The sequence below is a fragment of the Allobosea sp. 117 genome, assembly GCF_000702305.1.
Taxonomy (GTDB): Bacteria; Pseudomonadota; Alphaproteobacteria; order Rhizobiales; family Xanthobacteraceae; genus Ancylobacter.
Genome location: NZ_JNLC01000013.1, coordinates 336,298 through 361,739 on the forward strand (window position 1 = coordinate 336,298; position 25,442 = coordinate 361,739).

A 25,442-nucleotide genomic window follows, 5' to 3' on the forward strand; every position below is an offset into this window, starting at 1 on the left:
CCGACAGGCAGCACCGCCGCAGGGCGAAACATATGGCCGGGGTCTTTCCCGGCCATTTTCGTTTTCGAGAGGTTGGCCGGGGCTCTCCCCGGCCATTTCCTTTTCGAGGGGTCAGCAGTCCTTGATGTGCCGCACCCTGGTGCGGGTCTGCTGCTCGACCAGCAGCGTGCCGTCGCCGACGAAGGCGGCCTGCATCACGGTGGCGAATTCCGGCTTGCGCAGCGGGCAGGTGATCAGCGTCGATGTTTCGGTCTCGACGGCCGGCTCCGCGTGAATGTCGACGCGGTTGCGCTCCTCGATCGCCATGACCAGCGCCCCGGCGGCGGCGATGATGAGAGCAAGATCGGCTAGGCGCATCATGGCTTCTCCGGCTGGATGCCGGATCAACTCTAGCGAAGCGGTTTGTGCTTCGCCATATGTTATTTCTGCTACGTTATTCCGGGTGTGATATGCTGGAATACTTTATTACAACTGCGTCGTCCGCCGGTTCGCGCGGGCCGATGCTCGCAGCACCCGCCGCTCCGGCGCGCGGCGCGGTGCGGCAGATTGTTTCGCCGGCCGGGACTTGCTAGAAGCATTCCATGATCAGGCACTCCACACGGCATATTCCGTTCAGCGGAAGCCCGGGCGTGACGGCGCGGCCGGAAGCGCGCCGTCGCCTGCCGACGACCATCGGCTTTGCCGCCGTGCCGGACCATGTGCGCCTGCCGGCGCGGTTCTTCGGCCGTTTCACCGCCTGCGCGGTCGCGGGCCTTAGCTGAGCGCCGCCCGGGGCCGTTCGCCTCCCGGCTGCGCTACTGCTTCACCTTTTCCGCATTTTTCCTGGTGAGACGCCTGACATGAGCACGTCCGCTCCCCGCACCCTGTACGACAAGATTTTCGACGACCACGTCGTCGAGCGCCAGCCCGACGGCACCTGCCTGCTCTATATCGACCGCCACCTCGTCCATGAGGTTACCTCGCCGCAGGCCTTCGAGGGGCTGCGCGTCGCCGGCCGCAAGGTGCATGCGCCGACCAAGACGCTGGCCGTGGTCGATCACAACGTGCCGACCTCCGACCGGCGCTTCGGCATCGACGATCCCGAGAGCCGCACCCAGGTCGAGACGCTGGCCGAGAACGCCCGCGACTTCGGCATCGAATATTTCAACGAGCTCGACAAGCGTCAGGGCATCGTCCACGTGATCGGCCCGGAGCAGGGCTTCACCCTGCCGGGTACCACCATCGTGTGCGGCGACAGCCACACCTCGACGCATGGCGCCTTCGGCGCGCTCGCCCATGGCATCGGCACCTCGGAGGTCGAGCATGTGCTCGCCACCCAGACGCTGATCCAGAAGAAGAGCAAGAACATGCGCGTCACTGTCGACGGGAAGCTGCCCGAAGGCGTGACCGCGAAGGACGTGACACTCGCCATCATCGGCACCACCGGCACCGCCGGCGGCACCGGCTACGTCATCGAATATGCCGGCGAGGTGTTCCGCAACCTGACGATGGAAGGCCGCATGACGGTCTGCAACATGTCCATCGAGGGCGGCGCGCGCGCCGGCATGGTCGCGCCCGACGCGACCACCTACGCCTATGTGAAGGACCGTCCGCGCGCGCCGAAAGGCGCCGCCTGGGATGCGGCGCTGCGCTACTGGGACACGCTGCACACCGACGAGGGCGCCTTCTTCGACAAGGAAATCCGGCTCGATGGCGCCTCCCTGCCGCCGATCGTCTCCTGGGGCACCAGCCCGGAGGACGTCATCTCCGTCGAGGGGATGGTGCCCGATCCGGAGCTGATCGCGGACGAGGCCAAGCGCGAGGCGAAGAAGCGCGCGCTCGCCTATATGGGCCTGACCGCCGGCACGAAGATCACCGACATCGCCATCGACAAGGTGTTCATCGGCTCCTGCACCAATGCCCGCATCGAGGATCTGCGGGCGGCGGCGAAGATCATTGCCGGCCACAAGGTGCGCGAGGGCGTCTCCGGCATGGTCGTGCCGGGCTCGGGGCTGGTGAAGCTTCAGGCGGAAGCTGAGGGGCTGGACGCGATCTTCAAGGCCGCCGGCTTCGACTGGCGCGAGCCGGGCTGTTCCATGTGCCTCGCCATGAATGCCGATAAGCTCGGCCCGGAGGAGCGCTGCGCCTCCACCTCGAACCGCAATTTCGAGGGCCGGCAGGGCTATAAGGGCCGCACCCACCTCGTCTCGCCGGCGATGGCGGCGGCTGCGGCGATTGCCGGCCGCTTCGTCGACATCCGCCAGTGGCCGCGCGCGAGCTGAGCCGAGGCAACCCGACAACGAACAAGGCCGGCATCGCGAGGATGCCGGCCTTTTTCAATGCCTGTCACGAACACACGCTGCGCGTGACGTAGTGATAATGGCCGGGCGTTCCCTCACGAACCACCTGCTGCGTGCAGGAGGTGGGGTAGGGGTTGTCGAAGCCGCCATGACCGCCGGAGCGGCCTCCGCCGCTGCCGCCGCTCGGGCCCGCCGAGGCGGCGCCGACCGAGGCGGCGACAAGGGCAAGAGCCAGGGTTCCGGCCTTCAGGGGCGTGGCCAGGCGGGAAAAGCTGCCGTTCGGGATGAGCATGTCTGCCTCCTAGCATCTGGACATTCCGATGCATCGGAGGTGGTGCCGGCCGGCGGGCGCGGCATTCATACGGATGTATGGCTGCCGTTGAGACGCCTCGCGCGATCCGCTGCCGGGGAGCGGGCGCTCTAATCATACGGATGTATGGCGGCCTGCCACGACGTGGGGCGAAGCGTCCGGCGCGGGGCCGGGCGCTTCGCCCGTTCGCCTGCCGGCAGATCACCAGCAGCGATAGCGCTGCACCCAGACGCGATGGCCGTTCACCCAGCGCCGGACCGACACATAGCCGCAATTGCCGGCGTAGTAGGGGCCGGGCGCGTAGTAATAGGGCCTGGCAGCGAGAGCGCCGACGGTCGCGCCGGCCACGAACCCGGCGCCGGCCCATCCCGGACCGTACCAGCCGCGATAGCGCGGGCCCCAGTAGCCGTAGCGATAGCGCGGGCCCCAATAGCCGCCGCGATAGCCGTAGTAGCCCCAGCGTCCGCGCCAATAGACGTTGTCGACCTGACTACCGCCTGCGGCTGCGACCGCGGGCTGCATCATCATAGGGCCTGCGGGGGCGGCCTGCGCCGTCACCGGGACCACCGCGCTCACCGCCAGCAGGGCGGCGGCCGCACCAAGGCTGAGAAGAGACTTCATGGTCACGCACTCCTGAACGAGCCGCCCCCCGGCAGTTTCACCGAAGCAAGGCACGCAGCCGGAACAACGTCGTTGATCCATGTCGTGTTCCGGATCGGCGCGGCTGCCCGATCCCGCAACGGCGTCGGAGCTGACGCCGGCAAAAAGGCAGACGCCGAGTAATGTTAGGCCGTTTCGGCTGAACGCGGCTTGACGCCGCCGTTCACCCGGCGTTCACAGCGCGGGCTAGGGCCGCTAGAGTGCCCGCGAGGACGCACTATGCCGCTGGCGCCGAACGAGTTTCCACCTGACGACGACCCGATCGAGGTCTGGGGCCGGCGCATCGGCCGCGCGCTTGCCGTGGTTGCCTGCCTCGTGCTCGCCTACCATCTGTTCACCACCTATCTGCGTTGAGGCGGAGCGCGAGCGACGTGGCTTCCGATGGTCCGATCGGCGACGACATCCGCGCGCTGCGGCGGCTGAAGGCGCCATCGCTCGCCGCCTTCGAGGTGATGGCGGAGATCGCCTATGCGCGTCTCCCGCAGCGCTTCCGCGCGCTGTGCGGCAATCTCGTCATCCGCGTCGAGGACTTCCCGACCGACGAGGTGATGGACGAGATGGAGGCGGAGACGGCGTTCGACCTTCTCGGCCTGTTCCAGGGCGTCGGGCTGGCACAGCATTATGAGAGCGCGCCCTTCGCCATGCCCAACATGATCCACCTCTACCGGCGTCCGATCCTCGACTACTGGGCCGAGCACGACGAGACGCTGGGACGCATCGTCACCCATGTGCTGATCCACGAGATCGGGCACCATTTCGGGCTTTCCGACGACGACATGGAACGGCTGGAGGCGGAGGCCGGGTAGGTATCCGCCCCGATAGGCGGTATTGGCGCGCAAACATTAGACTTCTTCCAAAATGGAGGTTTGCGATGCCGTCGATCCGCTACAGTGCCACGCAGAAGTTCCTGCACTGGTTCATCTTTCTGCTCGTCGTGCTGGTGTATGGGCTGACCTATGCCGAGGGTCTTTTCGAGCGCGGGGATCCGGGACGCGACACGGTCTGGTGGCTGCATATGTCGTTCGGGCTGCTGCTCCTCGCCCTGGTCTTCGTCCGCGTCGCGGTGCGCGTCGGATCGGGGGCGCCCGAGGATGTCGCGGGAACCTCGTCCCTCGGGCACTGGGCCGCGCACGCCACCCACTTCGCGCTCTATGTCCTGCTCATCGCCATTCCGCTGAGCGGGATCGCACTCGCCGCGCTGCGCGACATGCCGCTCAGCTTCTTCGGCCTGTTCACCCTGCCGGCACCGCTCGCGCCCAATCGCGCGGCGGTGCCGTCGGTGCAGGAGGTGCATGAGCTTCTGGCCAACCTCATCCTCGTGGTCGCCGGCCTACATGCGCTGGCCGCGCTGTGGCACCATTATGTGCGTCACGACGAGGTGTTGCGGCGTATGATGCCGGAGCGTTGAACGGCGGCGCGTGTTTGCCTACATCGCAGGCGGGCCTGGTCTGCGCGGCGGTCTTTATGCGCCGCCCGCTTCCGGCTAAAAGGCATCCGAGACCGGGCCGGCGGGGAACCTCGGCCGCCGCCGCTGCGAAGGAGATCATGATGGACAAGTTCACGACCTTGACCGGCGTCGCCGCGCCGCTGCATCTCGTCAATGTCGATACCGACATGATCATCCCGAAGCAGTATCTCAAGACGATCAAGCGCACCGGGCTCGGCAAGGGCCTGTTCTCGGAGCTGCGCTACCGCGAGGACGGCTCGGACAATCCGGATTTCGTCCTCAACAAGCCGTCCTACAAAGGCGCCAACATCCTCGTCGCCGGCGACAATTTCGGCTGCGGGTCGAGCCGGGAGCATGCGCCCTGGGCGCTGCTCGACTTCGGCATACGCTGCGTGATCTCCACGTCCTTCGCCGACATTTTCTACAATAACTGCTTCAAGAACGGCATCCTGCCGATCAAGGTGACGCCCGAGCAGCTCGCCGCGCTGTTCGACGACGCCGAGCGCGGCGCCAATGCGCGCCTCACGGTGGACCTCGAAAGCCAGACCATCACCGGCCCGGACGGCGGCTCGATCACCTTCGAGATCGATCCGTTCCGCAAGCACTGCCTGCTGAACGGGCTCGACGACATCGGCCTCACCCAGGTGAAGGCGGAGAAGATCGACGCCTTCGAGGACATGCTCGCCGCCGAGCGGCCCTGGGCCTGAGAGGTTCGCCCGACATGTCCGGTGCACGGCGGCTCATTTCCTCCGGCTCGCCCTTCGAGACGGTGGCCGGCTATTCGCGCGCGGTGGTGGACGGGGACTTCATCTTTGTCTCCGGCACCACCGGCTATGACTATGCCGCCATGACGATGCCTTCGAGCGTCGAGGAGCAGGCGCATGGCTGCTTCCGCAACATCTCGGCGGTGCTCGCCGAGGCGGGCGCCTCGCTCGCCGACGTGGTGCGGGTGAACTACATCATCACCGATGCCGAGTACGCCGACGCCGTGTTCCCGATTTTCGGCTCCTATTTCCATGCGGTGCGGCCGGCGGCGACGCTGATCGTCGCCGGGCTGCTCAAGCCGGAGATGAAGATCGAGATCGAGGTGACCGCGCGCCGGCGCCTGTGATCTCTTTTTCCGGCTTTACATGTGGCGTCCGCCGGAGTGGAATCGTTCGAAATAATAATTCGGACGTTCCGGGAGACGCCCATGTGCCACATCTTTGCGGGTCAAGCACCCGAGACCTATGAAAGCCAGACGCGCTCCGTGCGCATCGGCGGCCATTCCACCTCGATTCGGCTGGAGGCGGCGTTCTGGACCATCCTCGAGGAGGTCGCGGCGCATCAGGGCATGAGTCTCGGCAAGTTCATCACCAAGCTGCATGACGAGGTGCTGGACCTGCATGGCGAGGTCGGCAATTTCGCCTCGCTGCTGCGCTGCTCCTGCCTGATCTATCTCGGCGAGGTGCGCGGGAAGACCGAGCCGCGGATCGCCGCGCGCCGGGCCTGCGCGGAGCATGTGCTGCACATGCAGGCGGCCGAATAGGGCGAGGCTTCGTCCGGGCGGCATCCGGCTTCCATGTGCTAGCGGTCTACCACCAACCGGCCCCGCATCGGCCTAGCATCCTCGCATGACGGCGAAGGGTTCGCCGAAGGAGGTGCCGGTTGGCCAAGGCCATTCATTCCATGATCCGCGTGCTCGACGAGGCGCGGTCCGTCGAGTTCTACGACAAGGCGTTCGGGCTGAAGATCGCCGACCGCTTCGGATTCGACGGTTTCACACTGGTCTATCTGCGCAACGACGAGGCCGATTTCGAGGTCGAGCTGACCATCAATCACGGCCGCACGGAGCCTTATGCGCTCGGCGACGGCTACGGCCACATCGCCTTCGCCGTGGATGATCTCGATGCCGAGCATGCGCGCTTCACGTCACTTGGCCTCAATCCCAACCCCGTGAAGGAGTTCTTCCGCGAAGGTGCGCTACTCGCGAAGTTCTTCTTCGTCACCGATCCCGACGGATACAAGATCGAGGTGCTGCAGAAGCACGGCCGCTACAAGTAATCACCTAAACAATACATAATAATACCTAGGAGGAAACGATGACCACCCTGATCGACGCGCGCGGCCCGTCCCGCCGCGCGCTGCTCGCCGGCATAGGCTCGGCCGGAGCGCTGATGATCGCCGGCGCGGCGGTTCTGAACCCGCGCGAGGCCTGGGGCCTCGAAGCCACCAATCTCAGCCCCGAGACCATGCGCACGCTGATCGTGCTGGCACGCGACATCTATCCGCACGACCGCATCCCCGATCGCAACTACGCCATCGCGATGAAGGTCTACGAGGTCGGCGCCGGCAAGGATCCCGCGATCAAGGCGCTGGTCACCGACGGCGTCGCCACCCTCGATACCATGGCCAAGGGCAAATACGGCGTCGCCTATGCCGATGTCGGCTGGGAGGAGCAGCGCGTCGCCCTGCTGCGCCAGATCGAGGACAGCGCCTTCTTCCAGAAGGTGCGCGGCGGGCTGGTGGTGAGCCTCTACAACCAGGAGGAGGTGTGGCCGATCTTCGGCTATGAGGGCGCCTCCGCCGACAAGGGCGGCTACATCGACCGCGGCTTCAACGACATCAGTTGGCTCTGAGGGAGGACGCGGACATGGCTGCACCCTTCGATCTGAACGACGATTCGCTGGTGGTCATCATCGGCTCGGGCGCCGGCGGCGGCACGCTCGGCACCGAGCTCGCGCTCAAGGGCGTCAAGGTGGTCATCCTCGAGGCCGGCAAGCGCCACAACATGGAGGACTTCGTCAACAACGAGTGGGACAGCTTCGCCCAGCTCGCCTGGACGGACATGCGCACCACCTCCGGTTCCTGGCGCGTGCATAAGAATTTCCCGAACCTGCCGGCCTGGATCGTCAAATCGGTCGGCGGATCGAGCGTGCACTGGGCGGGCGCCTCGCTGCGCTTCCAGGAGCACGAGTTCAAGATCAAGTCGGCCTATGGCGATATCCCCGGCGCCAACCTGCTCGACTGGCCGATCAGCCTCGCGGAGATGGAGCCCTGGTACGCAAAGGCCGAGGACCGCATGGGCGTGACCCGCACCAACGGCATTCCCGGCCTGCCGGGCAACAACAACTTCAAGGTGTTCGAGGCCGGTGCGAAGAAGGTCGGCTACAAGGAGGTCTCGACCGGCCGCATGGCGATCAACAGCGAGCCGCGCCACGATCGCGGCTCCTGCCAGCAGATCGGCTTCTGCTTCCAGGGCTGCAAGTCGGGCGCCAAATGGTCGACGCTGATCGCCGAGATCCCGCGCGGCGAGGCGACCGGCAATCTGGAAGTGCGCCCCGAATGCATGGTGGTGCGCATCGAGCACGACGCCGCGGGCAAGGTGAACGGCGTCGTCTATGTCGACAAGGACGGCAAGACGCAGCGCCAGAAGGCGCGCATCGTGGCGGTGGCCGGCAACTCGATCGAGAGCCCGCGCCTGTTGCTGAACTCGGCGTCGAGCATGTTCCCGGACGGCCTCGCCAACTCCTCCGGCCAGGTCGGGCGCAACTACATGCGCCACATGACGGGATCGGTGTACGGCATCTTCGAGAAGCCGGTGCACATGTATCGCGGCACCACCATGGCCGGCATCGTGCGCGACGAGGCGATCAACGATCCCAAGCGCGGCTTCGTCGGAGGCTACGAGTTCGAGACGCTCTCGCTGGGCATCCCCTTCATGGCCGCCTTCCTCGATCCCGGCGGCTGGGGGCGTTCCTTCACCTCCGCCATGGACGGCTATGTGAACACCGCCGGCATGTGGATCGTCGGCGAGGACATGCCGCAGGAGACCAACCGCGTCACGCTGAACAGCGACGTGAAGGACAAGTTCGGCCTGCCGGTCGCCAACGTGCATTTCGACGACCATCCGAACGACATCGCGATGCGCAACCATGCCTACAAGCAGGGCGCGGCGATCTACGACGCGGTGGGCGCGACGCGCACCCTACCGACGCCGCCCTATCCCTCGACGCATAATCTCGGCACCAACCGGATGAGCGAGAAGCCGCGGGACGGCGTGGTGAACAAGCACGGGCAGACGCACGACATCCCGAACCTGTTCATCGCCGACGGCAGCCAGTTCACCACCGGCGGCGCCGAGAACCCGACCCTGACCATCGTCGCCCTGGCGCTGCGTCAGGCCGACTACATCGCCGGCGAGATGTCGCGCAAGACGATCTGACGACGCAAAGCGATCCCGGCGCAGCCGGGATCGCGGCCGATCTCCAGCCTCCCTCCCGCCGCCGGCCCGATCCGGGCCGGCGGTCTTTCTTTGCGGCAGCGCGGCTTCGGCCCGATCCGAGCCGGCGGCCTTTCTTTGCGGCGGCGCGGCTTCATTGCGATCCGCTATCGAGCGCCCCGCTTGCCAGCCGCGACGCCAGCGATTAGCACTCGCGCGCCCAATAATTCAGCCGACAGGCGTATCAGCGAGGTTCCCATGGCCGTCCACAAGCTCCTGCTTCTTCCCGGTGACGGCATCGGCGTCGAGGTCATGGCGCAGGTCAAGCGCGTGGTGAAATGGCTCGACACGCAGGGGCTCGCCTCCTTCGCCATTGAGGAGGACCTCGTCGGCGGCGCGGCCTACGACGATTGCGGCGCGCCGATCTCCGAGGAGGCGATGACGCGCGCCGCCGAGGCGGACGCGATCCTGCTCGGCGCGGTGGGTGGTCCGAAGTGGGACGGCGTTCCCTATGCGCTGCGCCCGGAGGCCGGGCTGCTGCGGCTGCGCAAGGACCTGCACCTCTTCGCCAATCTGCGCCCGGCCATCTGCTATCCGGCGCTGGCCGACGCTTCCAGCCTCAAGCGCGAGCTGGTCGAGGGCCTCGACGTGCTGATCGTGCGCGAGCTGACCGGCGGCGTCTATTTCGGCGAGCCCAAGACGATCACCAATCTCAGCGACGGGCAGAAGCGGGCGGTCGACACGCAGGTCTACGAATCCTACGAGATCGAGCGCATCGCCCGGGTCGCCTTCGATCTCGCCCGCACCCGCCGCAACTCGGTAGTCTCCTCCGAGAAGCACAATGTGATGATGTCGGGGGTGCTTTGGAAGGAAGTGGTGAGCTCGGTGCACGGCGCCGACTATCCGGACGTGCAACTGCGCCACCAACTCGCCGATTCCTGCGCCATGCAACTGGTGCGCGCGCCCAAGCAGTTCGACGTCATCGTCACCGACAACCTGTTCGGCGACATCCTCTCCGACGTCGCCGCGATGCTGACCGGTTCGCTCGGCATGCTGCCCTCCGCTTCGCTCGGCCCGATGGAGGAGGTGAGCGGCAAGCGCAGCGCGCTCTACGAGCCGGTGCACGGCGCCGCGCCGGACATCGCCGGCAAGGAGCTCGCCAACCCGATCGCCATGATCGGCTCGCTCGGCATGGCGCTGCGCTATTCCTTCGGCCTCGGCGAGATCGCCGACCGCATCGACGCGGCGGTGGCCGGCGCGCTGGCCAAGGGCTACCGCACCGGCGACATCAATGCCGAGGGCATGACGCTGGTCGGCACGCAGGGAATGGGCGACGCTATCCTGGCGGAGCTCGAGCGGGTCAACTGACCGCCGCTCCATCCGCACCGATAAAAGAAAACCCCGCTCGCCGGACGGCGCAGCGGGGTTTCTCATATCCGGCGGGCCGCCATCGGAGCGGCCACGGCTTCGGGCGGGTCAGCGGCCCGGCAGGTAATACTGGTCGGGCAGCGGATAGCGCCCGCCATTGGCGATGTTGCTGGCCGGGCCGTAGCTTGGATAGTTCATCTGCGCGGCGCCGACATAATTGGTGTAGCGCCCGGTGCCCGGCTTCATGACCGTGCCGGGATCGAGATAGGACTTCGGCGCCGGCTTCTGGATGATGATGCGGGCCGGCGAGTCCTGCGCCTGGGCGGGGACGATTGCGGCCGACGCGATGAACGCGGCGAGGGCGAGCGGAACGTGACGCATGATGACCTCCAGCGACGCTACCGCCGCACCGCGACGCTTACGTCACCTCCAAGATGGAGACAAGTCATCGTCGCGTCGAGAGGGGAACATCACTAATTCCGGCGTTCGGCGATGAAACGCGCCGCTTCGGCGAGGAGTGTTGCACGCGTGCCGAAGGGCCGAAGCGCCGATTCGGCCGCCCCGATCAGGCGGGCGAGCTCGGCGCGGGCGCCGGCGATGCCGAGGAGGCCGACGAAGGTGGCCTTGCCGGCGGCCGCGTCCTTGCCGACCGCCTTGCCGACCGCTTCCGCCTCGCCTTCGACGTCGAGCAGGTCGTCGGCGATCTGGAAGGCGCGGCCGATCGCCGAAGCATAGGCGTCGAGCGCCGCGCGTTCGGCGGCGCTTGCACCACCGAGCCGGGCGCCGCCCTCGCAGGCGAAGCGCAGCAGCGCGCCGGTCTTCAGCGCCTGCAGCTCGGCGATGGCGGCGGCGTCCCGCTCCGTCCGCCCCTCGGCGTCGAAGCGGCCCTCGGCGGCGAGGTCGAGCATCTGTCCGCCGACCATGCCGGATGCGCCGGAAGCGCGGGCGAGGCCGGCGACGAGCGCCACCCGGACCGCCGGGTCGGGATGCGCCTCGGGGCGGGCGAGGAGATCGAAGGCGAGGGTGAGCAGCGCGTCGCCGGCGAGGATGGCGGTCGCCTCGTCGAAGGCGCGATGCACCGTCGGCTGGCCACGGCGCAGATCGTCGTCGTCCATCGCCGGCAGGTCGTCATGCACCAGCGAATAGCAGTGCACGCATTCGAGCGCCGCCGCCGCCGGCAGCGCCTCCTCCATCGCGACGCCGAACAGCGCCGCGCTCTCCACCAGCAGGAAGGGGCGCAGCCTTTTGCCGCCTCCGAGCGTGGCATGGCGCATCGCCGCCGCGAGCCGGGCGCTGGGCAGCCGGCTCTCCTCGATCGCCCGGTCCATATAGGCGGCGACCGCATCGGCGGTGCGCGCCAGCGCGGCGAGGAGGGCGGTTTCGGAACTCTGCTGCATGATCGGCCCGTGAAAGCCGGTTCCGTGCCCGAGCCGGGGCGCGCGGTCAAGCGGATGTGAGCGCCGGTGCTTGGCCGCGAGGGCGTTCTGCCGTTAGGTAGGGGCCGGTCGGCAACGGGGCGAGGGGACAGGGTGATACGGCGCATCGCGACGGCGCTTCTTATCCTCGCGCTGCTGCCGCTGGTGCTGGGCGTCATCTACAATTTCGTCCCACCGGTCTCGACGCTGATGCTGGCGCGCTGGGCCACGCTGCGGCCGGTCGAGCGCGACTGGGTGCCGCTCGATCGCATATCGCCGGCGCTGGTGCGCAGCGTGCTCGCTTCCGAGGATGCGCGCTTCTGCCAGCATTTCGGCGTCGATCTCGTCGAGCTGAACAACGTGATCGACGATTCCGACGGGCTCGACGCGCCGCGCGGGGCGTCGACCATCACCATGCAGCTCGCCAAGAACCTGTTCCTGTGGAACGGGCGCAGCATCATCCGCAAGGGCCTCGAATTCCCGCTGGCGCTCTATCTCGACCGCGTGCTCACCAAGAGGCGGCAGATCGAGATCTATCTCAACATCGCGGAATGGGGCCCGGGCGGGCAGTTCGGCGCCGAGGCGGCCGCGCGCCGCGCCTTCGGCAAGAGCGCGGCCGCGCTCGGGCCCCGCGAGGCGGCGCTGCTGGCGGTGATGCTGCCCAACCCGTATCGCCGGGACGCGGCACGCCCCGGAGCGGGGATGTCACGCCTCGCCGCGAGGCTGCTCGCGCGCCTGCCGAGGGAGGGGGGCGAGCTCACCGCCTGCCTCGGTCCGCTCGGCTGAGCCGCCGGGGCAAAACGGCGTGCAAAAGCTTGCGCCGCGCCTCTTTCGTTCCGTGACGCGAGCCTGTATAAGCCCGCATTCCGAACATTGGGATATCCGGCAGCGGTCCGCCTTTCGGGCGGTGAACCCGGCCGGCAGGAGTTGATACCATGGCCGTTCCGAAGAAGAAGACCAGCCCGTCGCGCCGCGGCATGCGCCGTTCCGCCGACGCCCTGAAGCAGCCGACCTATATCGAGGACAAGGATTCGGGCGAGCTGCGCCGTCCGCACCACCTCGACCTCAAGACCGGCATGTATCGCGGCCGTCAGGTCCTGAAGGTGAAGGCCGAGGCCTGATCCCGTCCAGCGAAGACCATCCCGGGTGAGGCGATGCGCCCATCCGGGAGACCAGTTGCGGACCTTTCCTCGTTGCCGGACAGCCTTTCGGGGGACCGATGATCGCGACCGTTCCGCTGCTGATCATTCCGCTGGTCATCTACAACATGCTCGCCTTCCTCACACCCGGACTCGGGTGGGAGGCGGTGCTGATCAGCATACCGATGGTCTCCAGCGCGCGGCTGGACGTGACCATTGGCGACGTCTTCGTGCTGATGTCGCTGGTCTTCCTGTTCCTCGAGATCGTCAAGGCGACGAGCGCGTCCACGCGCTCGATCATCGATCACATGCTCTCCACGCTGGTGTTCGTGGCGGCGCTGGTCGAGTTCATCCTGGTGGACGTCGCCGCCACCTCGACCTTCCTCATCCTGATCGCGCTGATGCTGCTCGACATCGTCGCCGGCTATTCCGTGTCGATCCGGGTGGCGCGGCGGGACTTCGCCATCGAGCCCCGCGCCGACTGAACCTGCCGGGCGGGCTCGGACGCATGGCTGCCGAGGCATCGACACGCTTGTGCAGAACTTAACAACAAATTAATCTCATTTTATTACCAATTCAGTGCCGCCGCCGGACTGCGTTGCGCAGGTGGCGGCGTTTTTCGATTCTCTCTCTCTCCTTTTCATTCTCGCTCGCGGTATCCGCATGACCGTCACGCGCCTTCCCGATTCGACTCCAGCCGAGGGTGCGCAGCTTTCCGCCGCCAGGCTGGCGCGCATCGTCGCCGGCATTGGCGGCACCGCCTATGAGTGGACGATCGAGGATGACGGCCTCGTCTGGGACGCTGAAGCGGGAGCCGTGCTCGGCCTGTCCGACGTGAGCGGCATCGCCACCGGCAAGGGCTATGCGGCGCTGGTCGACGGCGCCTCGGGAAAATCGCGCTACGACGCCATCATGGATGGCGGGCGGCAGGAGGACGAGCGGCAGGACGACGGGCGGGGCGTGATCTTCGAGACCGTCTACCGGCTGCGCCGCGACGAGGATCCCTCCACCGCGATCTGGATCGAGGACCGGGGCGTGTGGTTCGCCGACGAGACCGGCAAGCCCAGCCGTGCCTGCGGCATCGTCCGCGTGCTGAGCGAGCAGGAGGCCATGCGCCGGGAGGCCGAGCGCACGGGCAAGGTCGATCCGCTGATGCGCCCGATCAACCGCCAGCATCTCGCCCAGGCGATCGAGGAGCGGCTCGCCGACGCGGTGCGCTACCGCAGCCAGTTCGGCTTCCTGCTCATCAACATCGATCATCTCGGCCGGCTGAACGACGCCTATGGGTTCGAGGTCACCGACGAGGTGATCGAGATGGTGCTTCAGCGGCTGCGGGCGCGCATGCGCGGGCATGACGAGATCGGCCGCTTCTCCGGCAACAAGTTCGGCATCGTGCTGCGTGACTGCTCGCCCGACGACATGGCGGTGGCGGCGCAGCGCTTCATCAGCGCCATCGAGGGCGACGCGCTGCAGACGCGCGGCGGCTCGCTCGCTGTCGCGGTCACGGCCGGCGGCGTCATCGCGCCGCGCCATGCCCGCACCGTGCCGGAGATTTTCGCGCGGGCGCAGGACGCGCTGGAGCGCGCCAAGGTGCATGCCCGGGGCGGCTATCTGCCCTACCAGCCGAGCCCGGAGCGCGAGATTTCCCGGCGCAACAATCTGCGGCTCACCGACGAGATCGTCTCGGCGCTGTCGGAGCAGCGGGTCACACTGGCGTTCCAGCCGATCGCCGATGCGGCGACGCGCAAGGTGCGTCTGTACGAGTGCCTCGTGCGCATCTACGCCACCGACGGCACCGTCATGGACGGCGGCGCGATCGTGCCGATCGCCGAGAAGTTCGGCCTGATGCGCCTGCTCGACTGCCGCGTACTGGAACTCGCGCTCGATGCCCTGGAGGCGGATCCCGATATCCGGCTGTCGGTCAACGTATCCCCGAGCACGGTGAACGACCGTTCCTGGCTGGCGGCGCTGGAGCGGCGCGGACGTCGCGGGCTCGCCTCGCGCCTGCTGGTGGAGATCACCGAGACGGCGGCGATCAACGACGTCGAGGTCACGCGCCGCTTCGTGCACCGGCTGCACGACGTCGGCTGCAAGGTGGCGATGGACGATTTCGGCGCCGGCTACACGTCGTTCCGCAACCTGCGCCGGCTCGGCGTCGACATGCTGAAGCTCGACGGCAGCTTCATCAGCCCGCTGATGGAATCGGAGGACGATCGCTTCTTCGTGCGCACGCTATTGTCGCTCGCCCGCTTCATGGGCCTTGCGACCGTGGCCGAATGGGTGCCGGACGAGAAGACCGCGGCGTTGCTGGTGGAGTGGGGCTGCGACTATCTGCAGGGCGAGGCGATCGGCCTCGCGCGCGATACGCCCACCGTCGCCAGGATGCCATCCTCCGAGAAGGTCTGACCGGCGCCGCTGCGCCTGCGCGCGGCGGCCATGCCAAGGCGGCAGGGACGGCGCCGATCGCTCGCGCCGCCCGCATCCGCGCGGAAGATCAGCTCTTCTTCTCGTCCTTCTCGCCGAGGCGGTCGAGCCGCTTCTGCATCTCGGCGACCTGACGCTTGAGATCGTCGAGATCGTCGGGCCGCTCCGGCACGGTGGGCGGCGCGTCGGCGCGCCCGTTCGGCAGGAACATTTTGAAGGTGCGGTCGAAAATCTCCATGTTCCGCCGCACCTGCTCCTCCATCGCGCCGAAGCCGCCGACGCCGAAACCGCCGACCCCGAAGGTCTTGGCGATCTGGTCGCGGAACTTCTCCTGATCGCGGGAGAAGTTCTCGATGGAGATATCGAGGTAACGAGGAACCAGCATTTGCATGCTGTCCCCGTAGAAGCGGATGATCTGGCGCAGGAAGTTGATCGGCAGGAGACTCTGCCCTTTTCCTTCCTGCTCGAAGATGATCTGCGTCAATACGGAATGGGTGATGTCTTCACCGCTCTTTGCGTCGTAGACGACAAAGTCTTCGCCGCTTTTCACCATCAATGCGAGGTCTTCGAGCGTTACATAAGTGCTCGTGCCGGTGTTGTAGAGCCGCCGGTTCGCATATTTCTTGATGGTGACGGGTTCCGTGGATTTTGCCATGTGATCCGGTCGCCTTGGTCGTTTCCCCTTGGAAACTGTAGAGCGTTTCCAGCCCGCCTGCTACTGGATTGTGCATTGCGGCGCCCAGGATTGCTGCACCCCTTTTGCGCGAAAGAAATGCCGACCCTAAACGTCGGTCGCATTGACATGTGTCACTTGCGCCCAACACCATTGCGGCACAATTACAAGCCGGACGGCGCGCTGCAGTGCGCCAGCACGGTTCGGAACCGGGAGGATGAGACCTATGAAAGACGGCATCGTTATCGTCAGCGCCGTGCGCACGCCCGTCGGCGCCTTCAACGGGGCGCTCTCGTCCCTGCCGGCGCACGAGCTCGGCAAGGCGGCGATCAAGGCGGCGCTTGAGCGCGCGGGCGTGGCGCCCGACGAGGTGTCCGAGACCATCATGGGCCAGGTCCTCACCGCCGGCGCCGGGCAGAATCCGGCGCGGCAGGCCTCGGTGGCGGCCGGCATTCCGGTGGAGAGCCCCGCCTGGGTCGTGAACCAGCTCTGCGGCTCCGGCCTGCGCGCGGTGGCGCTCGGCTATCAGGCGATCCTCAACGGCGACAGCGACATTGTGGTCGCCGGCGGCCAGGAATCGATGAGCCAGGCGCCGCACTGCGCGCATCTGCGCAACGGCACCAAGATGGGCAGCCTCGAGATGGTCGACACCATGATCAAGGACGGCCTCTGGGACGCCTTCAATGGCTACCACATGGGCACCACCGCCGAGAACGTCGCCCGCCAGTGGCAGATCACCCGCGAGCAGCAGGACGAGTTCGCCGTCGGCTCGCAGAACAAGGCCGAGGCGGCGCAGAAGGCCGGCCGCTTCAAGGAGGAGATCGTCCCCATCACCATCACGACCCGCAAGGGGGACGTGGTGGTCGCCGACGACGAGTATCCGCGCCACGGCGCCACGCTCGACTCCATGGCCAAGCTGCGCCCGGCCTTCTCCAAGGACGGCACGGTGACGGCGGGCAACGCCTCGGGTATCAATGACGGCGCCGCCGCCGTGGTGCTGATGAGCGCGTCCAAGGCCGCGAGCGCCGGCAAGACGCCGATCGCGCGCATCGTCTCCTGGGCGCAGGCGGGCGTCGATCCGGCGATCATGGGCTCCGGCCCCATCCCGGCCTCGCGCCGCGCGCTGGAGAAGGCTGGCTGGACGGTCGCCGATCTCGACCTCGTCGAAGCCAACGAGGCCTTCGCCGCCCAGGCCTGCGCGGTGAACAAGGATCTCGGCTGGGATCCCGCCAAGGTGAACGTGAACGGCGGCGCCATCGCCCTCGGTCACCCGATCGGCGCGTCCGGCGCGCGCGTGCTCACCACGCTGCTCTACGAGATGCAGAAGCGGGACGCCAAGAAGGCCCTCGCCACGCTCTGCATCGGCGGCGGCATGGGCATCGCCATGTGCGTCGAGCGCGACTGATCTCATCGCCTATTTGCTGACTTCCACAGCTTGACCTAACGCAACATACGACCGGCGAGACGTCGCTACGTCTCGTCGTTCGTGTCGGCGTAACAAAGGCTGGCATTTTGCCGGCGATAAACGTTCAGGAGGGAATGGAAATGCCCCGCGTCGCATTGGTCACGGGCGGCACCCGTGGAATAGGTGCCGCCGTCTGCAAGGCGCTCAAGCAGGCCGGCTATTCGGTCGCCGCCAATTATGCCGGCAATGCCGAGGCTGCGGCCAAGTTCACCGAGGAGACCGGCATCCCGGCCTTCAAGTGGGACGTCTCGGACTTCGCCGCCTGCAAGGCGGGCGTCGCCGAGGTCGAGGCGGCGCTGGGGCCGGTCGACGTGCTGGTGAACAATGCCGGCATCACCCGCGACGGCATGCTACACAAGATGACGCCCGAGCAGTGGTACGCGGTCATCAACACCAACCTGAACTCGGTGTTCAACATGTGCCGGCAGGTGATCGAGGGCATGCGCGATCGCAATTTCGGGCGCATCGTCACCATCTCCTCGATCAACGGCCAGAAGGGCCAGATGGGGCAGACTAACTATTCCGCGGCCAAGGCCGGCGAGATCGGCTTCACCAAGGCGCTGGCGCAGGAGAACGCGCGCAAGGGCATCACCGTGAACGCCATCTGCCCGGGCTATATCGGCACCGAGATGGTCCGCGCCGTGCCTCAGGAAGTGCTGGACAAGCAGATCCTTCCGAACATCCCGGTCGGCCGCCTCGGCGAGCCGGAGGAGATCGCGCGTTGCGTCGCCTTCCTGGTGGCGGACGACGCTGGCTTCATCACCGGCGCCACGCTCACCGCCAATGGCGGCCAGTACATGGCGTAAGCCGCCGGCGGCCAATATCGGCGCGCATCGGATTCGGCATGAGCGCGGCGGGGAAAATCTCCGCCGCGCTTGGCTTTTGGGCCGTGCCGGGGCGATAAGGGCGCAGCTTCCTTCAACCCCTGCTCGGTTCATGTCGCGCATCACCGCTACCCTCGTCGGCTGCACGGCGATTCTCCTGTGGTCGACGCTCGCCCTCGCCACCTCGGCGACGGGGGCTGTGCCGCCGTTCCTGCTCACCGCGCTGACCTTCTCGATCGGCGGCGCCGTGGGCCTTGCCGCCGCGGTGCTGCGCGGCGTGCCGCTCGGTGTGCTGCGCCAGCCCTGGCCGGTCTGGCTGCACGGGGTCGGCGGGCTGTTCGGCTACCACTTCTTCTATTTCTCCGCGCTCAAGCTGGCGCCGCCGGCCGAGGCGGGGCTGATCGCCTATCTCTGGCCGCTGCTCATCGTGCTGATGTCGTCGCTGCTGCCCGGCGAAAAGCTGAAATCCGTCCATGTGATCGGCGCGCTGATGGGCCTTGCCGGAACGGTGGTGCTGCTCGGCGGGCGCGCCGGCGGGCTCGGCTTCTCGCCGGCCTATCTGCCCGGCTATGGCGCGGCTCTGCTCTGCGCCTTCATCTGGTCGGGCTATTCGGTGCTGTCGCGCCGTTTCCAGTCGGTGCCGACCGACGTGGTGGCCGGCTTCTGCCTCGCCACCGCGGCGCTTTCGGCGCTGTGCCACCTCGCCTTCGAGCCGCATATATGGCCGTCGGGCACCGGCGAGTGGCTGGCGGTGGCGGCGCTCGGCGCCGGACCGGTCGGGCTCGCCTTCTACACCTGGGACATCGGCATGAAGCGCGGCGACATAAAGCTGCTCGGCATTGCCTCCTATGCCGCGCCGGTGCTCTCCACCCTGCTGCTGGTCGCGGCCGGCTATGCCGCGGCCTCGTGGAGCCTTGCCGTCGCCTGCGGGCTCATCGTCGGCGGAGCGCTGGTGGCGACGGTGCTGGCGCGGAAGCAGCCAGCGGAATCGCGCAGGTCTCTGTCGCAAAGCTCTTCAACTTAGAACCTGCGCCGTTTTAGCCCGGCGACCAGCCGGGCGCGGCGAGCTCGAAGCCGGCGAACTCGAAGCCCGGCGCCACCGTGCAGCCAACCAGCGTCCAGTCGCCGAGGCTCTCGGCAGATTGCCACCAGCCGCGCGGCACCGCGATCTGCGGCGCGGCGCCGGAATCGAAATCGGGACCGAGGACGCGGCGCTCGACCGGGCCGCGGTCGCCGGGCGCCAGCAGCAGGGCAAGCGGCGCCCCCGCGTGCCAGTGCCAAACCTCGGCGGCATCCACGCGGTGCCAGTGCGAGCGCTCGCCGGCGGCCAGCAGGAAATAGATCGCGGTCGACGCCGCGCGCCCGTCCGATGTGCGGTGGGGATCGCGGAAGGTCTCGCGGAAGTGACCGCCCTCCGGATGCGGGGTCAGTCCCAGCCGGGCAATGACCTCAGCAGCGGTGAGCGCGGTCGCCATGCCGGTCAGCCCCGGAAGCTGTTCTTCAGCGACCTGAGCTCGGTGAAGACCGCCCCCGGCGTCGCGCCGCCAAGGCCGAGCCGCTCGGCGAGGGCAGGATCGTCCGCCCGCAGGAAGGGGTTGGTCTCCTTCTCGGCGCCGATGGTGGTCGGCAGCGTCGGGCGATTTGCGGCGCGCACCGCCTCCACCTCCGCCAGCCGAGCGACGAGCCCTTCATTGTCGGGGTCGACGCTGAGCGCGAAGCGCGCATTGGAGAGCGTATACTCGTGGCCGCAATAGACGAGGATGTCGTCGGGGAGGGCGCGCAGCCTGAGCAGCGATTCCCACAGCACCGGAGGATCGCATTCGAAGGGGCGCCCGCATCCCATTACGAACAGCGTGTCGCCGCTGAACAGAAGACGCTCGTCCTCGAACAGGAAGACGATGTGCCCCTTGGTGTGGCCCGGCGTCTCCAGCACCCGGCCGACCAGCGAGCCGACCGCCACCGGATCGCCGTCCACCACGGCGAAGTCGAGGCCGGGTATGGTCTCGCGCTCGGCCTTGGGGCCGATCACCGTGGCGCCGAAGCGCTCCTTCAGCGCCAGCACGCCGGCGATGTGGTCGGTGTGGTGGTGGGTGACGAGGATGTGGGTGAGATTCCACCCCTCCCGGTCCAGCGCCGCGAGAATGGGCGCCACCTCGGGAGCGTCGACCACCGCCGTCGCCTCGGTCGCCGGATCGTGCAGCAGCACCGCGTAATTATCGGCGAGGCAAGGTATCAGGCGGAGCTCGGCCGGCATCGGCACCTCGTTTCAGGAGGGATTCGTCAGCGGCATCGTCCTCAGCGGCACGTCCTAGCGGCATTCCTGCGCGGCCCGGTCGATCGCGGAGGATACGCCGTTCAGCGAGTAGGTGTCGGTCGTGACGTTGCCACGGCGCGAGGTGCCCTTGACCACGACGTCCTTGCCCTTGCGCAGCGCGTCGACGAGGCGGGCCTCCTCCGCGACGTTGCGGACCCAGGCGCCGCTCTCGCGCGTGTAGAGCGCGAAATTGTTGGTACCGATGGTCAGCGTCGCGTCCGAGCCCTCCTTCAGCGGGAAGCCCATGATCACGCTGATCTCGTTCTTCACGTTCTCGGCCGTGCGGGTGCTGATGAAGAAATAGGCCGGATCGCGGTTCAGCCCCTCGGGCACCCGCGTCTTCGGCTGGGACAGGGCGTAACAAGTCTTGCCCGAGCCGCTCTGGTCCATATACACGCCCCAGTCGCCCGACTGGGCGACCAGCTTCGGCGCACCCTGCGCATGGCTTGCGGTTGCGCCGAGCACCATGATGGCGAGGCCGGCGAGTGCCGCATGCCCGAAGTGGCGTGCCATTCTGGATCTCCCCCGAATACCCTCCGGCATGGCGCCGGTTCCCACGATTCTCATTAGCCCCAAAGGGATAACCGGCAGCATCGTCGCTGTGAACCCTTGTGAAGATTTTGCCGTTCAAATGCCCCTGTTCTAGGGCTATTCAGCGAGCACGCCAAAAAAATGGCGTGGAAAAACAGCTTCGAACGGCCCGGGTGGCGCTGGAGGAAACAATCGCGTGAAAGCCGTGCTGAGCATGGAGAAAGGGCCGGCGGACAGCCTGGTCGTCGCCGATCTGCCCGAACCGGTTGCCGGGCCTGGCGAGGTCGTGGTGGACGTCGCCGCCGTGGGCCTGAATTTCTTCGACACACTGATCATTGAGGACCGCTACCAGCATAAGCCGCCGCGTCCGTTCTCGCCGGGCGGCGAGTTTGCCGGCGCCGTGCGCGCGCTCGGCGAGGGGGTATCGGATTTTTCGGTCGCAGACCGGGTCTGCGGCAATGTGCGCAGCGGCGCGGCGCGCGAGCGCCTCGTCGTCCCGGTCGGCCGGCTCGCCAGGGTGCCGGACGGCGTGCCGCTCACCAAGGCGGCGGCGGTGCTGATCAGCTACGGCACGACGCTGCATGCCCTGCGCGACCGCGGCGAGCTGAAGAGCGGCGAGACGCTCGTCGTGCTCGGCGCCTCCGGCGGGGTCGGGCTCGCGGCGGTGGAAATCGGCAAGGCGATGGGGGCGAGGGTGATCGCCTGCGCTTCCTCGGCCGAAAAGCTCGCGCTGGCGGCGCGGCACGGCGCGGACGAGCTGGTCGACTACGCGACGGAGGATTTGCGCGGGCGATTGCGTCAGCTCACCGGCGGCAAGGGGGTCGACGTGGTCTATGATCCCGTCGGCGGCGACTTCGCCGAGCCCGTCGTCCGCTCGCTGGCGTGGCTGGGGCGCTATCTGGTGATCGGCTTCGCCGCCGGGGACATCCCGCGCATTCCGCTCAACCTTCTGCTGCTGAAAGGCTGCGACCTGCGCGGCGTCACCCTCGGCGGCGCGCTCGAGCACGATCCCGGCCTGCTGCGGCGCCATGCCGACGAGATCCTCGCCCTCCTCGCGCAGGGTGCGATTGCCGCGCATGTCAGCGCCACCTATCCGCTCGAGGACTGCGCCAAGGCGATCGCCGACATCGCCGGCCGCAAGGCGCAGGGCAAGATCGTGCTGCTCACCGAGGTGGGCGTCAGCGCCCGCTGAGCCGGTCAAGTGCCTCGCGCGCCGCGACCCGATGTTCGGGGCGCAGATGGCCAGCAAGCAGATTGAGCGCCGCGGCGATCACCGCCGCGTCGTCGGTGAAACCGAGCACCGGCAGGAAATCCGGCACGCTGTCGGCCGGCAGGACGAAATAGGCGAGGGCGCCGAACAGCATGGCGCGCACCCGCACCGGCGTCGCGCTGTCGAGCGCGCAGTAATAGGCCGCCGTCACATCCTCCGCGAAGGGGATGCGCGCGAGGCTGCCGCGCAGCTTCTTCCAGAACTGGCTGCGAACCTTCTTCTCGTCATCCGCCGTCCCGAAGAACCGGCGCGAGAAAAACTGCTGCGAAGCGGCGAACATGCTGTCCTCCTGACCGCCCATCGAAATGGCCCCGGGTTCCCGCTTTCGCAAGATATTCCGGGAGTGATTTCGGGCCTCACATCAGCGGATAGGAGGCCTCGACCCGGTAGGGGCCGCCGCCGACGGAATCGCGCGAGGAGAACAGCACGAAGCGCGGCACCTCGAAGGTCGGCGAGCGGTAATAGCCGCGGATCGAAAGATACTCGGCCACCTGCCGTGGCGGGGTGTCGCGCAGGCGGGCCAGGGTGACGTGCGGGCGGAAGTTCCGCCCCTCCGGCGGCAGGCCGACCCGCTTCATCAGGCGCTCCTGCTCGGCCTGCAGCTCGATCAGCTCGCGATTGGCCTTGACCGTCGCGAAGATCGCGCGCGGCTTGTTGTTGCCGAACTGGTCGACGCCATCGAGCGTCAGCTCGAAGCCGAAGCGCTCGACCTCGTCCAGCGCGGCGGCGACGTCACGGGCCACGGCATAGTCCACGTCACCGATGAAGCGCAGGGTCACGTGGTAGAATTCGGGGCTTATCCAGCGCGCGCCGGGAATGCCACCACGAAGCATGGCGAGCGTGCCGGCGATGTCGGCGGGGATTTCGAGGGCGGTGAACAGCCGCGGCATGATCGGCCTCCGTCGATTCTCCCTAGCAGGAGAAGATGGCGCGAATTGATACGGATTCGCGGCGCCAAGGAAAGCCCGGATCAATGTCCGGGCGCGGCTGACGCGCTCCGGCGAAGCCTATATGGTCACCCGCATGAGCGAATCGACCGACGACATCACCACCGAGGCGGCCGGCGAGGAGACATACCTCACCGAGGCCTTCGCCAGCATCGCCTCGATCTACCGCTACCCGGTGAAGGGGCTGACGCCCGAGCGGCTCGATCTCGTCGAGCTGGCGGCGGGCGCGTTCTTTCCCGGCGACAGGCTCTACGCCATCGAGAACGGAACCTCCGGCTTCGACCCGCTGGCGCCGGAATTCCAGCCGAAGATCAAGTTCCTGATGCTGATGCGCAACGAGCGCCTCGCCGCGCTCGACGCGAAGTATGACGACGCGGCGACGACGCTGCGCATCCATCAGGACGGCGAGGAGGTCGTGAGCGGCGACCTGTCCACGGAAGCCGGGCGCGAGGCGATCGAGGGCTTCTTCCAGCGCTACATGCGCTACGAGCTGCGTGGCGCGCCGCGCGTGCTGACCGCCCCGGACGCCTTCCGCTTCGTCGATTCGCCGCGCGGATTCGTCTCGCTCATCAACCTCGCGAGCTGCCGGGCGCTGGGGGAGGAGCTGGGCGTGCCGGTCGATCCGCTGCGCTTCCGCGGCAATCTCATGCTCGACGGGCTGGAGCCGTGGGAGGAGTTCGACCTCGTTGGCCACACCATCGCGATCGGCAACACCGCCCGGCTGAAGGTCTCCTCACGGATCTTCCGCTGCGCGGCGACCAATGTCGACCCGACCACGGCCAAGCGGAACCTCGACATTCCCGGCACGCTGATGCGCAGCTACGGCCACACCGACTGCGGCATCTATGCCGAGGTGGTGACCGGTGGGCTGATCGCCGAGGGCGACCAGGTGCGGCTGATGCGCTGAGGCGCATGCAATTGATCTGCAAACGAAAACGGCCCGGTCGCGAGACCGGGCCGTTTCGTTTTGCCACGTGTAAAGCGCTATTCGTGTGCGGCGCTATTCGCCAGCTTCAGCCGGCGCCGCGGAGCCGGCGCCGCTCTCCGCATCGCCGGCGGTCTCGCTGCGGCGATAGCGGCGGCGGCGCGGGCGCGGCGCGGGAGCCGCCTCCTCGGTGGCCGCCTCGACGGCGACCGGCTCGACGGCCGGTTCGGCAGCCGGCGGCGGCGCGAGGTTCAGCGACGGCTGCGCCGGCGCAGCGGCGGCGGGGGCGCCGCCCTGGGTGATGAAGGCGGGAAGGCCGATCTCAGCCTCGACGCCGGGGCCGAGGTCGGGCTGCGGCTGGCTGCCGGGATCGCGATAGGGCGCTTCAGCCGCTTCGCGCGGGGCCTCGCGGGGCTGCTGGTCGCGATACTCGCGCGGCCCACGCTCGCCGCGCGACTGCCAGCGGTTCTCGCGCTCGTTGCGGAACTCGCGCGGCTGGTTGTCGCCGCCCTCGCGTCCCTCGCGCGGGCCGCGATCGCGGTCACGGTCCCGATCGCGATTGTCGCGGCGATGCTGGTTGTTGCCGTCGCGGTAATTGTCGCGCGGCTGGAATTCGCGCTGACCGCCCTCGCGCGGCTGGAAATCCCGCTGGCTGCTCTCGCGCTGACCGCCCTCGCGCTGGCCGCCCTGGAAGGGCTGGCCGCCCTCGAAGCTCTGCGCGTTCTCCTCGCCGTCGAAATCCTCGTCGTCGTCGTCCTGACGCTGGAAGGACTGGCCCTGAACGCCGAACTGCGCCTGGGCGGCGGCAATGATGCGGTAATAGTGCTCGGCGTGCTGCAGGTAGTTCTCGGCGCTCACATAGTCGCCGGAAGCCTGCGCGTCGCGCGCGAGCTGCTGATATTTCTCGGCGATGTGATGAGCGGTGCCGCGCACCTTCACGTCTGGGCCGTTCGATTCATAAACGCGCGTAAGTGGATTCTGGCTGCGACGGTTGTTGTTGCGGCCACGCATACGCTTCTGCTGCTGATTGTTATTTCGCATCGAGCTGTCTCTGGGGCCGCTATCCGCCGGGTCGAACCCTGGCCCGGATCGGAATACGGCGCATCAATCCGCCTCTTGGTCCTCGTCCGCCCGCCATGCGCCGAAGCGACAGGAGGCGCGTGAGATGCCCTAACCGGCGGCAAAGTCGTCCTCGCGGCGCCCGAGAGAGCCGTCCGGAACGCCGGCTGCCGCCGACATCGGGCCTCTTG

The 25,442-nt window shown here is 67.6% G+C and carries 33 protein-coding genes; 21 read left to right on the forward strand and 12 right to left on the reverse strand.

The window, feature by feature from the left end:
- Nucleotides 1-111 precede the first annotated feature (111 nt).
- Nucleotides 112-360 (reverse strand): hypothetical protein, encoded by a 249-nt coding sequence (locus U742_RS0112795; RefSeq protein WP_248310350.1) that lies wholly within the window; start codon nucleotides 358-360, stop codon nucleotides 112-114.
- A 269-nt stretch (nucleotides 361-629) separates the two neighbouring features.
- Between U742_RS0112795 and U742_RS23715 the strand changes: the two genes are divergently transcribed.
- Nucleotides 630-761 (forward strand): hypothetical protein, encoded by a 132-nt coding sequence (locus tag U742_RS23715; RefSeq protein ID WP_282568322.1) that lies wholly within the window; start codon nucleotides 630-632, stop codon nucleotides 759-761.
- 78 nt (nucleotides 762-839) lie between these two features.
- Nucleotides 840-2,261, forward strand: coding sequence for a 3-isopropylmalate dehydratase large subunit (leuC, locus tag U742_RS0112805; RefSeq protein ID WP_029353586.1), 1,422 nt, complete (start codon nucleotides 840-842; stop codon nucleotides 2,259-2,261).
- Between the two features lie 64 nt (nucleotides 2,262-2,325).
- Here leuC and U742_RS0112810 read toward each other — a convergent pair whose 3' ends face one another.
- Together U742_RS0112810 and U742_RS22050 are read right to left on the reverse strand one after the other, a co-directional pair.
- Nucleotides 2,326-2,571, reverse strand: a complete 246-nt coding sequence (locus U742_RS0112810; protein WP_029353591.1) for a hypothetical protein — start codon at nucleotides 2,569-2,571, stop codon at nucleotides 2,326-2,328.
- A 219-nt stretch (nucleotides 2,572-2,790) separates the two neighbouring features.
- Nucleotides 2,791-3,210, reverse strand: coding sequence for a hypothetical protein (locus tag U742_RS22050; RefSeq protein ID WP_051661131.1), 420 nt, complete (start codon nucleotides 3,208-3,210; stop codon nucleotides 2,791-2,793).
- A gap of 258 nt (nucleotides 3,211-3,468) precedes the next feature.
- On the opposite strand from U742_RS22050, the gene U742_RS23720 reads away from it, so the two are divergent.
- The 10 genes from U742_RS23720 to leuB all read left to right on the forward strand — a co-directional run bounded on the left by U742_RS23720 (nucleotide 3,469) and on the right by leuB (nucleotide 10,265).
- Complete coding sequence (locus U742_RS23720) at nucleotides 3,469-3,603, forward strand: hypothetical protein (RefSeq protein WP_282568323.1); 135 nt, start codon at nucleotides 3,469-3,471, stop codon at nucleotides 3,601-3,603.
- Nucleotides 3,604-3,701: 98 nt separating this feature from the next.
- On the forward strand, nucleotides 3,702-4,055 hold the full coding sequence (locus U742_RS0112830) for a metallopeptidase family protein (RefSeq protein ID WP_081852991.1): 354 nt from the start codon (nucleotides 3,702-3,704) through the stop codon (nucleotides 4,053-4,055).
- A gap of 65 nt (nucleotides 4,056-4,120) precedes the next feature.
- Entirely contained in the window at nucleotides 4,121-4,657 is a 537-nt protein-coding gene (locus U742_RS0112835; protein ID WP_051661135.1) for a cytochrome b, read from the forward strand.
- A gap of 140 nt (nucleotides 4,658-4,797) precedes the next feature.
- Entirely contained in the window at nucleotides 4,798-5,403 is a 606-nt protein-coding gene (leuD, locus tag U742_RS0112840; RefSeq protein WP_029353597.1) for a 3-isopropylmalate dehydratase small subunit, read from the forward strand.
- 14 nt (nucleotides 5,404-5,417) lie between these two features.
- Entirely contained in the window at nucleotides 5,418-5,807 is a 390-nt protein-coding gene (locus U742_RS0112845) for a RidA family protein (protein WP_029353599.1), read from the forward strand.
- Nucleotides 5,808-5,888: 81 nt separating this feature from the next.
- A complete protein-coding gene (locus U742_RS0112850) occupies nucleotides 5,889-6,224 on the forward strand; it encodes a ribbon-helix-helix domain-containing protein (protein ID WP_029353600.1) in 336 nt (111 codons plus the stop codon).
- A 119-nt stretch (nucleotides 6,225-6,343) separates the two neighbouring features.
- On the forward strand, nucleotides 6,344-6,739 hold the full coding sequence (locus U742_RS0112855) for a VOC family protein (protein ID WP_029353602.1): 396 nt from the start codon (nucleotides 6,344-6,346) through the stop codon (nucleotides 6,737-6,739).
- Between the two features lie 38 nt (nucleotides 6,740-6,777).
- Nucleotides 6,778-7,314, forward strand: coding sequence for a gluconate 2-dehydrogenase subunit 3 family protein (locus U742_RS0112860; RefSeq protein WP_029353603.1), 537 nt, complete (start codon nucleotides 6,778-6,780; stop codon nucleotides 7,312-7,314).
- Nucleotides 7,315-7,328: 14 nt separating this feature from the next.
- Nucleotides 7,329-8,900, forward strand: coding sequence for a GMC family oxidoreductase (locus U742_RS0112865; protein WP_029353606.1), 1,572 nt, complete (start codon nucleotides 7,329-7,331; stop codon nucleotides 8,898-8,900).
- A 255-nt stretch (nucleotides 8,901-9,155) separates the two neighbouring features.
- The gene (leuB, locus tag U742_RS0112870) at nucleotides 9,156-10,265 is read left to right on the forward strand and encodes a 3-isopropylmalate dehydrogenase (RefSeq protein ID WP_029353608.1); all 1,110 of its coding nucleotides are present in this window, start codon (nucleotides 9,156-9,158) and stop codon (nucleotides 10,263-10,265) included.
- A gap of 108 nt (nucleotides 10,266-10,373) precedes the next feature.
- Here the strand turns inward: leuB and U742_RS0112875 are convergent, their stop codons facing one another.
- Both U742_RS0112875 and U742_RS0112880 read right to left on the reverse strand, forming a co-directional pair.
- Nucleotides 10,374-10,646: a hypothetical protein gene (locus tag U742_RS0112875; protein WP_029353611.1), complete on the reverse strand. Its 273-nt coding sequence runs from the start codon at nucleotides 10,644-10,646 to the stop codon at nucleotides 10,374-10,376.
- A 92-nt stretch (nucleotides 10,647-10,738) separates the two neighbouring features.
- Nucleotides 10,739-11,662 carry a farnesyl diphosphate synthase gene (locus U742_RS0112880; protein WP_029353612.1) on the reverse strand — a complete coding sequence of 308 codons (924 nt, stop codon included), beginning with the start codon at nucleotides 11,660-11,662 and terminating at the stop codon, nucleotides 10,739-10,741.
- 132 nt (nucleotides 11,663-11,794) lie between these two features.
- On the opposite strand from U742_RS0112880, the gene U742_RS0112885 reads away from it, so the two are divergent.
- The 4 genes from U742_RS0112885 (at nucleotide 11,795) to U742_RS0112900 (ending at nucleotide 15,225) form a co-directional block, all read left to right on the forward strand.
- Nucleotides 11,795-12,466, forward strand: coding sequence for a biosynthetic peptidoglycan transglycosylase (locus U742_RS0112885; RefSeq protein WP_029353614.1), 672 nt, complete (start codon nucleotides 11,795-11,797; stop codon nucleotides 12,464-12,466).
- Between the two features lie 149 nt (nucleotides 12,467-12,615).
- Nucleotides 12,616-12,801 (forward strand): 50S ribosomal protein L32, encoded by a 186-nt coding sequence (rpmF, locus tag U742_RS0112890; protein ID WP_029353616.1) that lies wholly within the window; start codon nucleotides 12,616-12,618, stop codon nucleotides 12,799-12,801.
- Between the two features lie 98 nt (nucleotides 12,802-12,899).
- A complete protein-coding gene (locus U742_RS0112895; RefSeq protein ID WP_029353618.1) occupies nucleotides 12,900-13,304 on the forward strand; it encodes a hypothetical protein in 405 nt (134 codons plus the stop codon).
- A gap of 178 nt (nucleotides 13,305-13,482) precedes the next feature.
- Nucleotides 13,483-15,225, forward strand: a complete 1,743-nt coding sequence (locus U742_RS0112900) for a bifunctional diguanylate cyclase/phosphodiesterase (RefSeq protein ID WP_051661137.1) — start codon at nucleotides 13,483-13,485, stop codon at nucleotides 15,223-15,225.
- A gap of 88 nt (nucleotides 15,226-15,313) precedes the next feature.
- Here U742_RS0112900 and phaR read toward each other — a convergent pair whose 3' ends face one another.
- Complete coding sequence (gene phaR, locus U742_RS0112905) at nucleotides 15,314-15,898, reverse strand: polyhydroxyalkanoate synthesis repressor PhaR (protein ID WP_029353622.1); 585 nt, start codon at nucleotides 15,896-15,898, stop codon at nucleotides 15,314-15,316.
- 244 nt (nucleotides 15,899-16,142) lie between these two features.
- Here phaR and U742_RS0112910 point away from each other — a divergent pair, with 244 nt between their 5' ends.
- The 3 genes from U742_RS0112910 to U742_RS0112920 all read left to right on the forward strand — a co-directional run bounded on the left by U742_RS0112910 (nucleotide 16,143) and on the right by U742_RS0112920 (nucleotide 19,229).
- Nucleotides 16,143-17,321: an acetyl-CoA C-acetyltransferase gene (locus tag U742_RS0112910; protein ID WP_029353624.1), complete on the forward strand. Its 1,179-nt coding sequence runs from the start codon at nucleotides 16,143-16,145 to the stop codon at nucleotides 17,319-17,321.
- 140 nt (nucleotides 17,322-17,461) lie between these two features.
- A complete protein-coding gene (locus U742_RS0112915; RefSeq protein WP_029353626.1) occupies nucleotides 17,462-18,187 on the forward strand; it encodes a beta-ketoacyl-ACP reductase in 726 nt (241 codons plus the stop codon).
- A 130-nt stretch (nucleotides 18,188-18,317) separates the two neighbouring features.
- Entirely contained in the window at nucleotides 18,318-19,229 is a 912-nt protein-coding gene (locus tag U742_RS0112920) for an aromatic amino acid exporter YddG (protein WP_029353628.1), read from the forward strand.
- A gap of 13 nt (nucleotides 19,230-19,242) precedes the next feature.
- Here the strand turns inward: U742_RS0112920 and U742_RS0112925 are convergent, their stop codons facing one another.
- From U742_RS0112925 to U742_RS0112935, 3 genes are read right to left on the reverse strand one after another with little or no spacing between them, the layout of a single operon-like run.
- Complete coding sequence (locus U742_RS0112925) at nucleotides 19,243-19,680, reverse strand: cupin domain-containing protein (RefSeq protein WP_029353630.1); 438 nt, start codon at nucleotides 19,678-19,680, stop codon at nucleotides 19,243-19,245.
- A gap of 5 nt (nucleotides 19,681-19,685) precedes the next feature.
- The gene (gene gloB / locus U742_RS0112930) at nucleotides 19,686-20,459 is read right to left on the reverse strand and encodes a hydroxyacylglutathione hydrolase (RefSeq protein WP_029353632.1); all 774 of its coding nucleotides are present in this window, start codon (nucleotides 20,457-20,459) and stop codon (nucleotides 19,686-19,688) included.
- A gap of 54 nt (nucleotides 20,460-20,513) precedes the next feature.
- On the reverse strand, nucleotides 20,514-21,032 hold the full coding sequence (locus tag U742_RS0112935) for an invasion associated locus B family protein (RefSeq protein ID WP_029353634.1): 519 nt from the start codon (nucleotides 21,030-21,032) through the stop codon (nucleotides 20,514-20,516).
- A 214-nt stretch (nucleotides 21,033-21,246) separates the two neighbouring features.
- Here U742_RS0112935 and U742_RS0112940 point away from each other — a divergent pair, with 214 nt between their 5' ends.
- A complete protein-coding gene (locus U742_RS0112940) occupies nucleotides 21,247-22,242 on the forward strand; it encodes an NADPH:quinone oxidoreductase family protein (RefSeq protein ID WP_029353636.1) in 996 nt (331 codons plus the stop codon).
- Here the strand turns inward: U742_RS0112940 and U742_RS0112945 are convergent.
- Nucleotides 22,229-22,600, reverse strand: a complete 372-nt coding sequence (locus U742_RS0112945) for a YkvA family protein (RefSeq protein ID WP_051661153.1) — start codon at nucleotides 22,598-22,600, stop codon at nucleotides 22,229-22,231. The two genes, U742_RS0112940 and U742_RS0112945, sit on opposite strands and share 14 nt — an antisense overlap.
- Before the next feature lie 76 nt (nucleotides 22,601-22,676).
- Nucleotides 22,677-23,210: an RNA 2',3'-cyclic phosphodiesterase gene (gene thpR / locus U742_RS0112950; RefSeq protein WP_029353641.1), complete on the reverse strand. Its 534-nt coding sequence runs from the start codon at nucleotides 23,208-23,210 to the stop codon at nucleotides 22,677-22,679.
- Between the two features lie 133 nt (nucleotides 23,211-23,343).
- Between thpR and U742_RS0112955 the strand changes: the two genes are divergently transcribed.
- The gene (locus U742_RS0112955; protein WP_051661154.1) at nucleotides 23,344-24,174 is read left to right on the forward strand and encodes an MOSC domain-containing protein; all 831 of its coding nucleotides are present in this window, start codon (nucleotides 23,344-23,346) and stop codon (nucleotides 24,172-24,174) included.
- Nucleotides 24,175-24,267: 93 nt separating this feature from the next.
- Here U742_RS0112955 and U742_RS0112960 read toward each other — a convergent pair whose 3' ends face one another.
- The gene (locus U742_RS0112960) at nucleotides 24,268-25,233 is read right to left on the reverse strand and encodes a DUF4167 domain-containing protein (protein ID WP_029353644.1); all 966 of its coding nucleotides are present in this window, start codon (nucleotides 25,231-25,233) and stop codon (nucleotides 24,268-24,270) included.
- Between the last annotated feature and the right edge of the window lie 209 nt (nucleotides 25,234-25,442).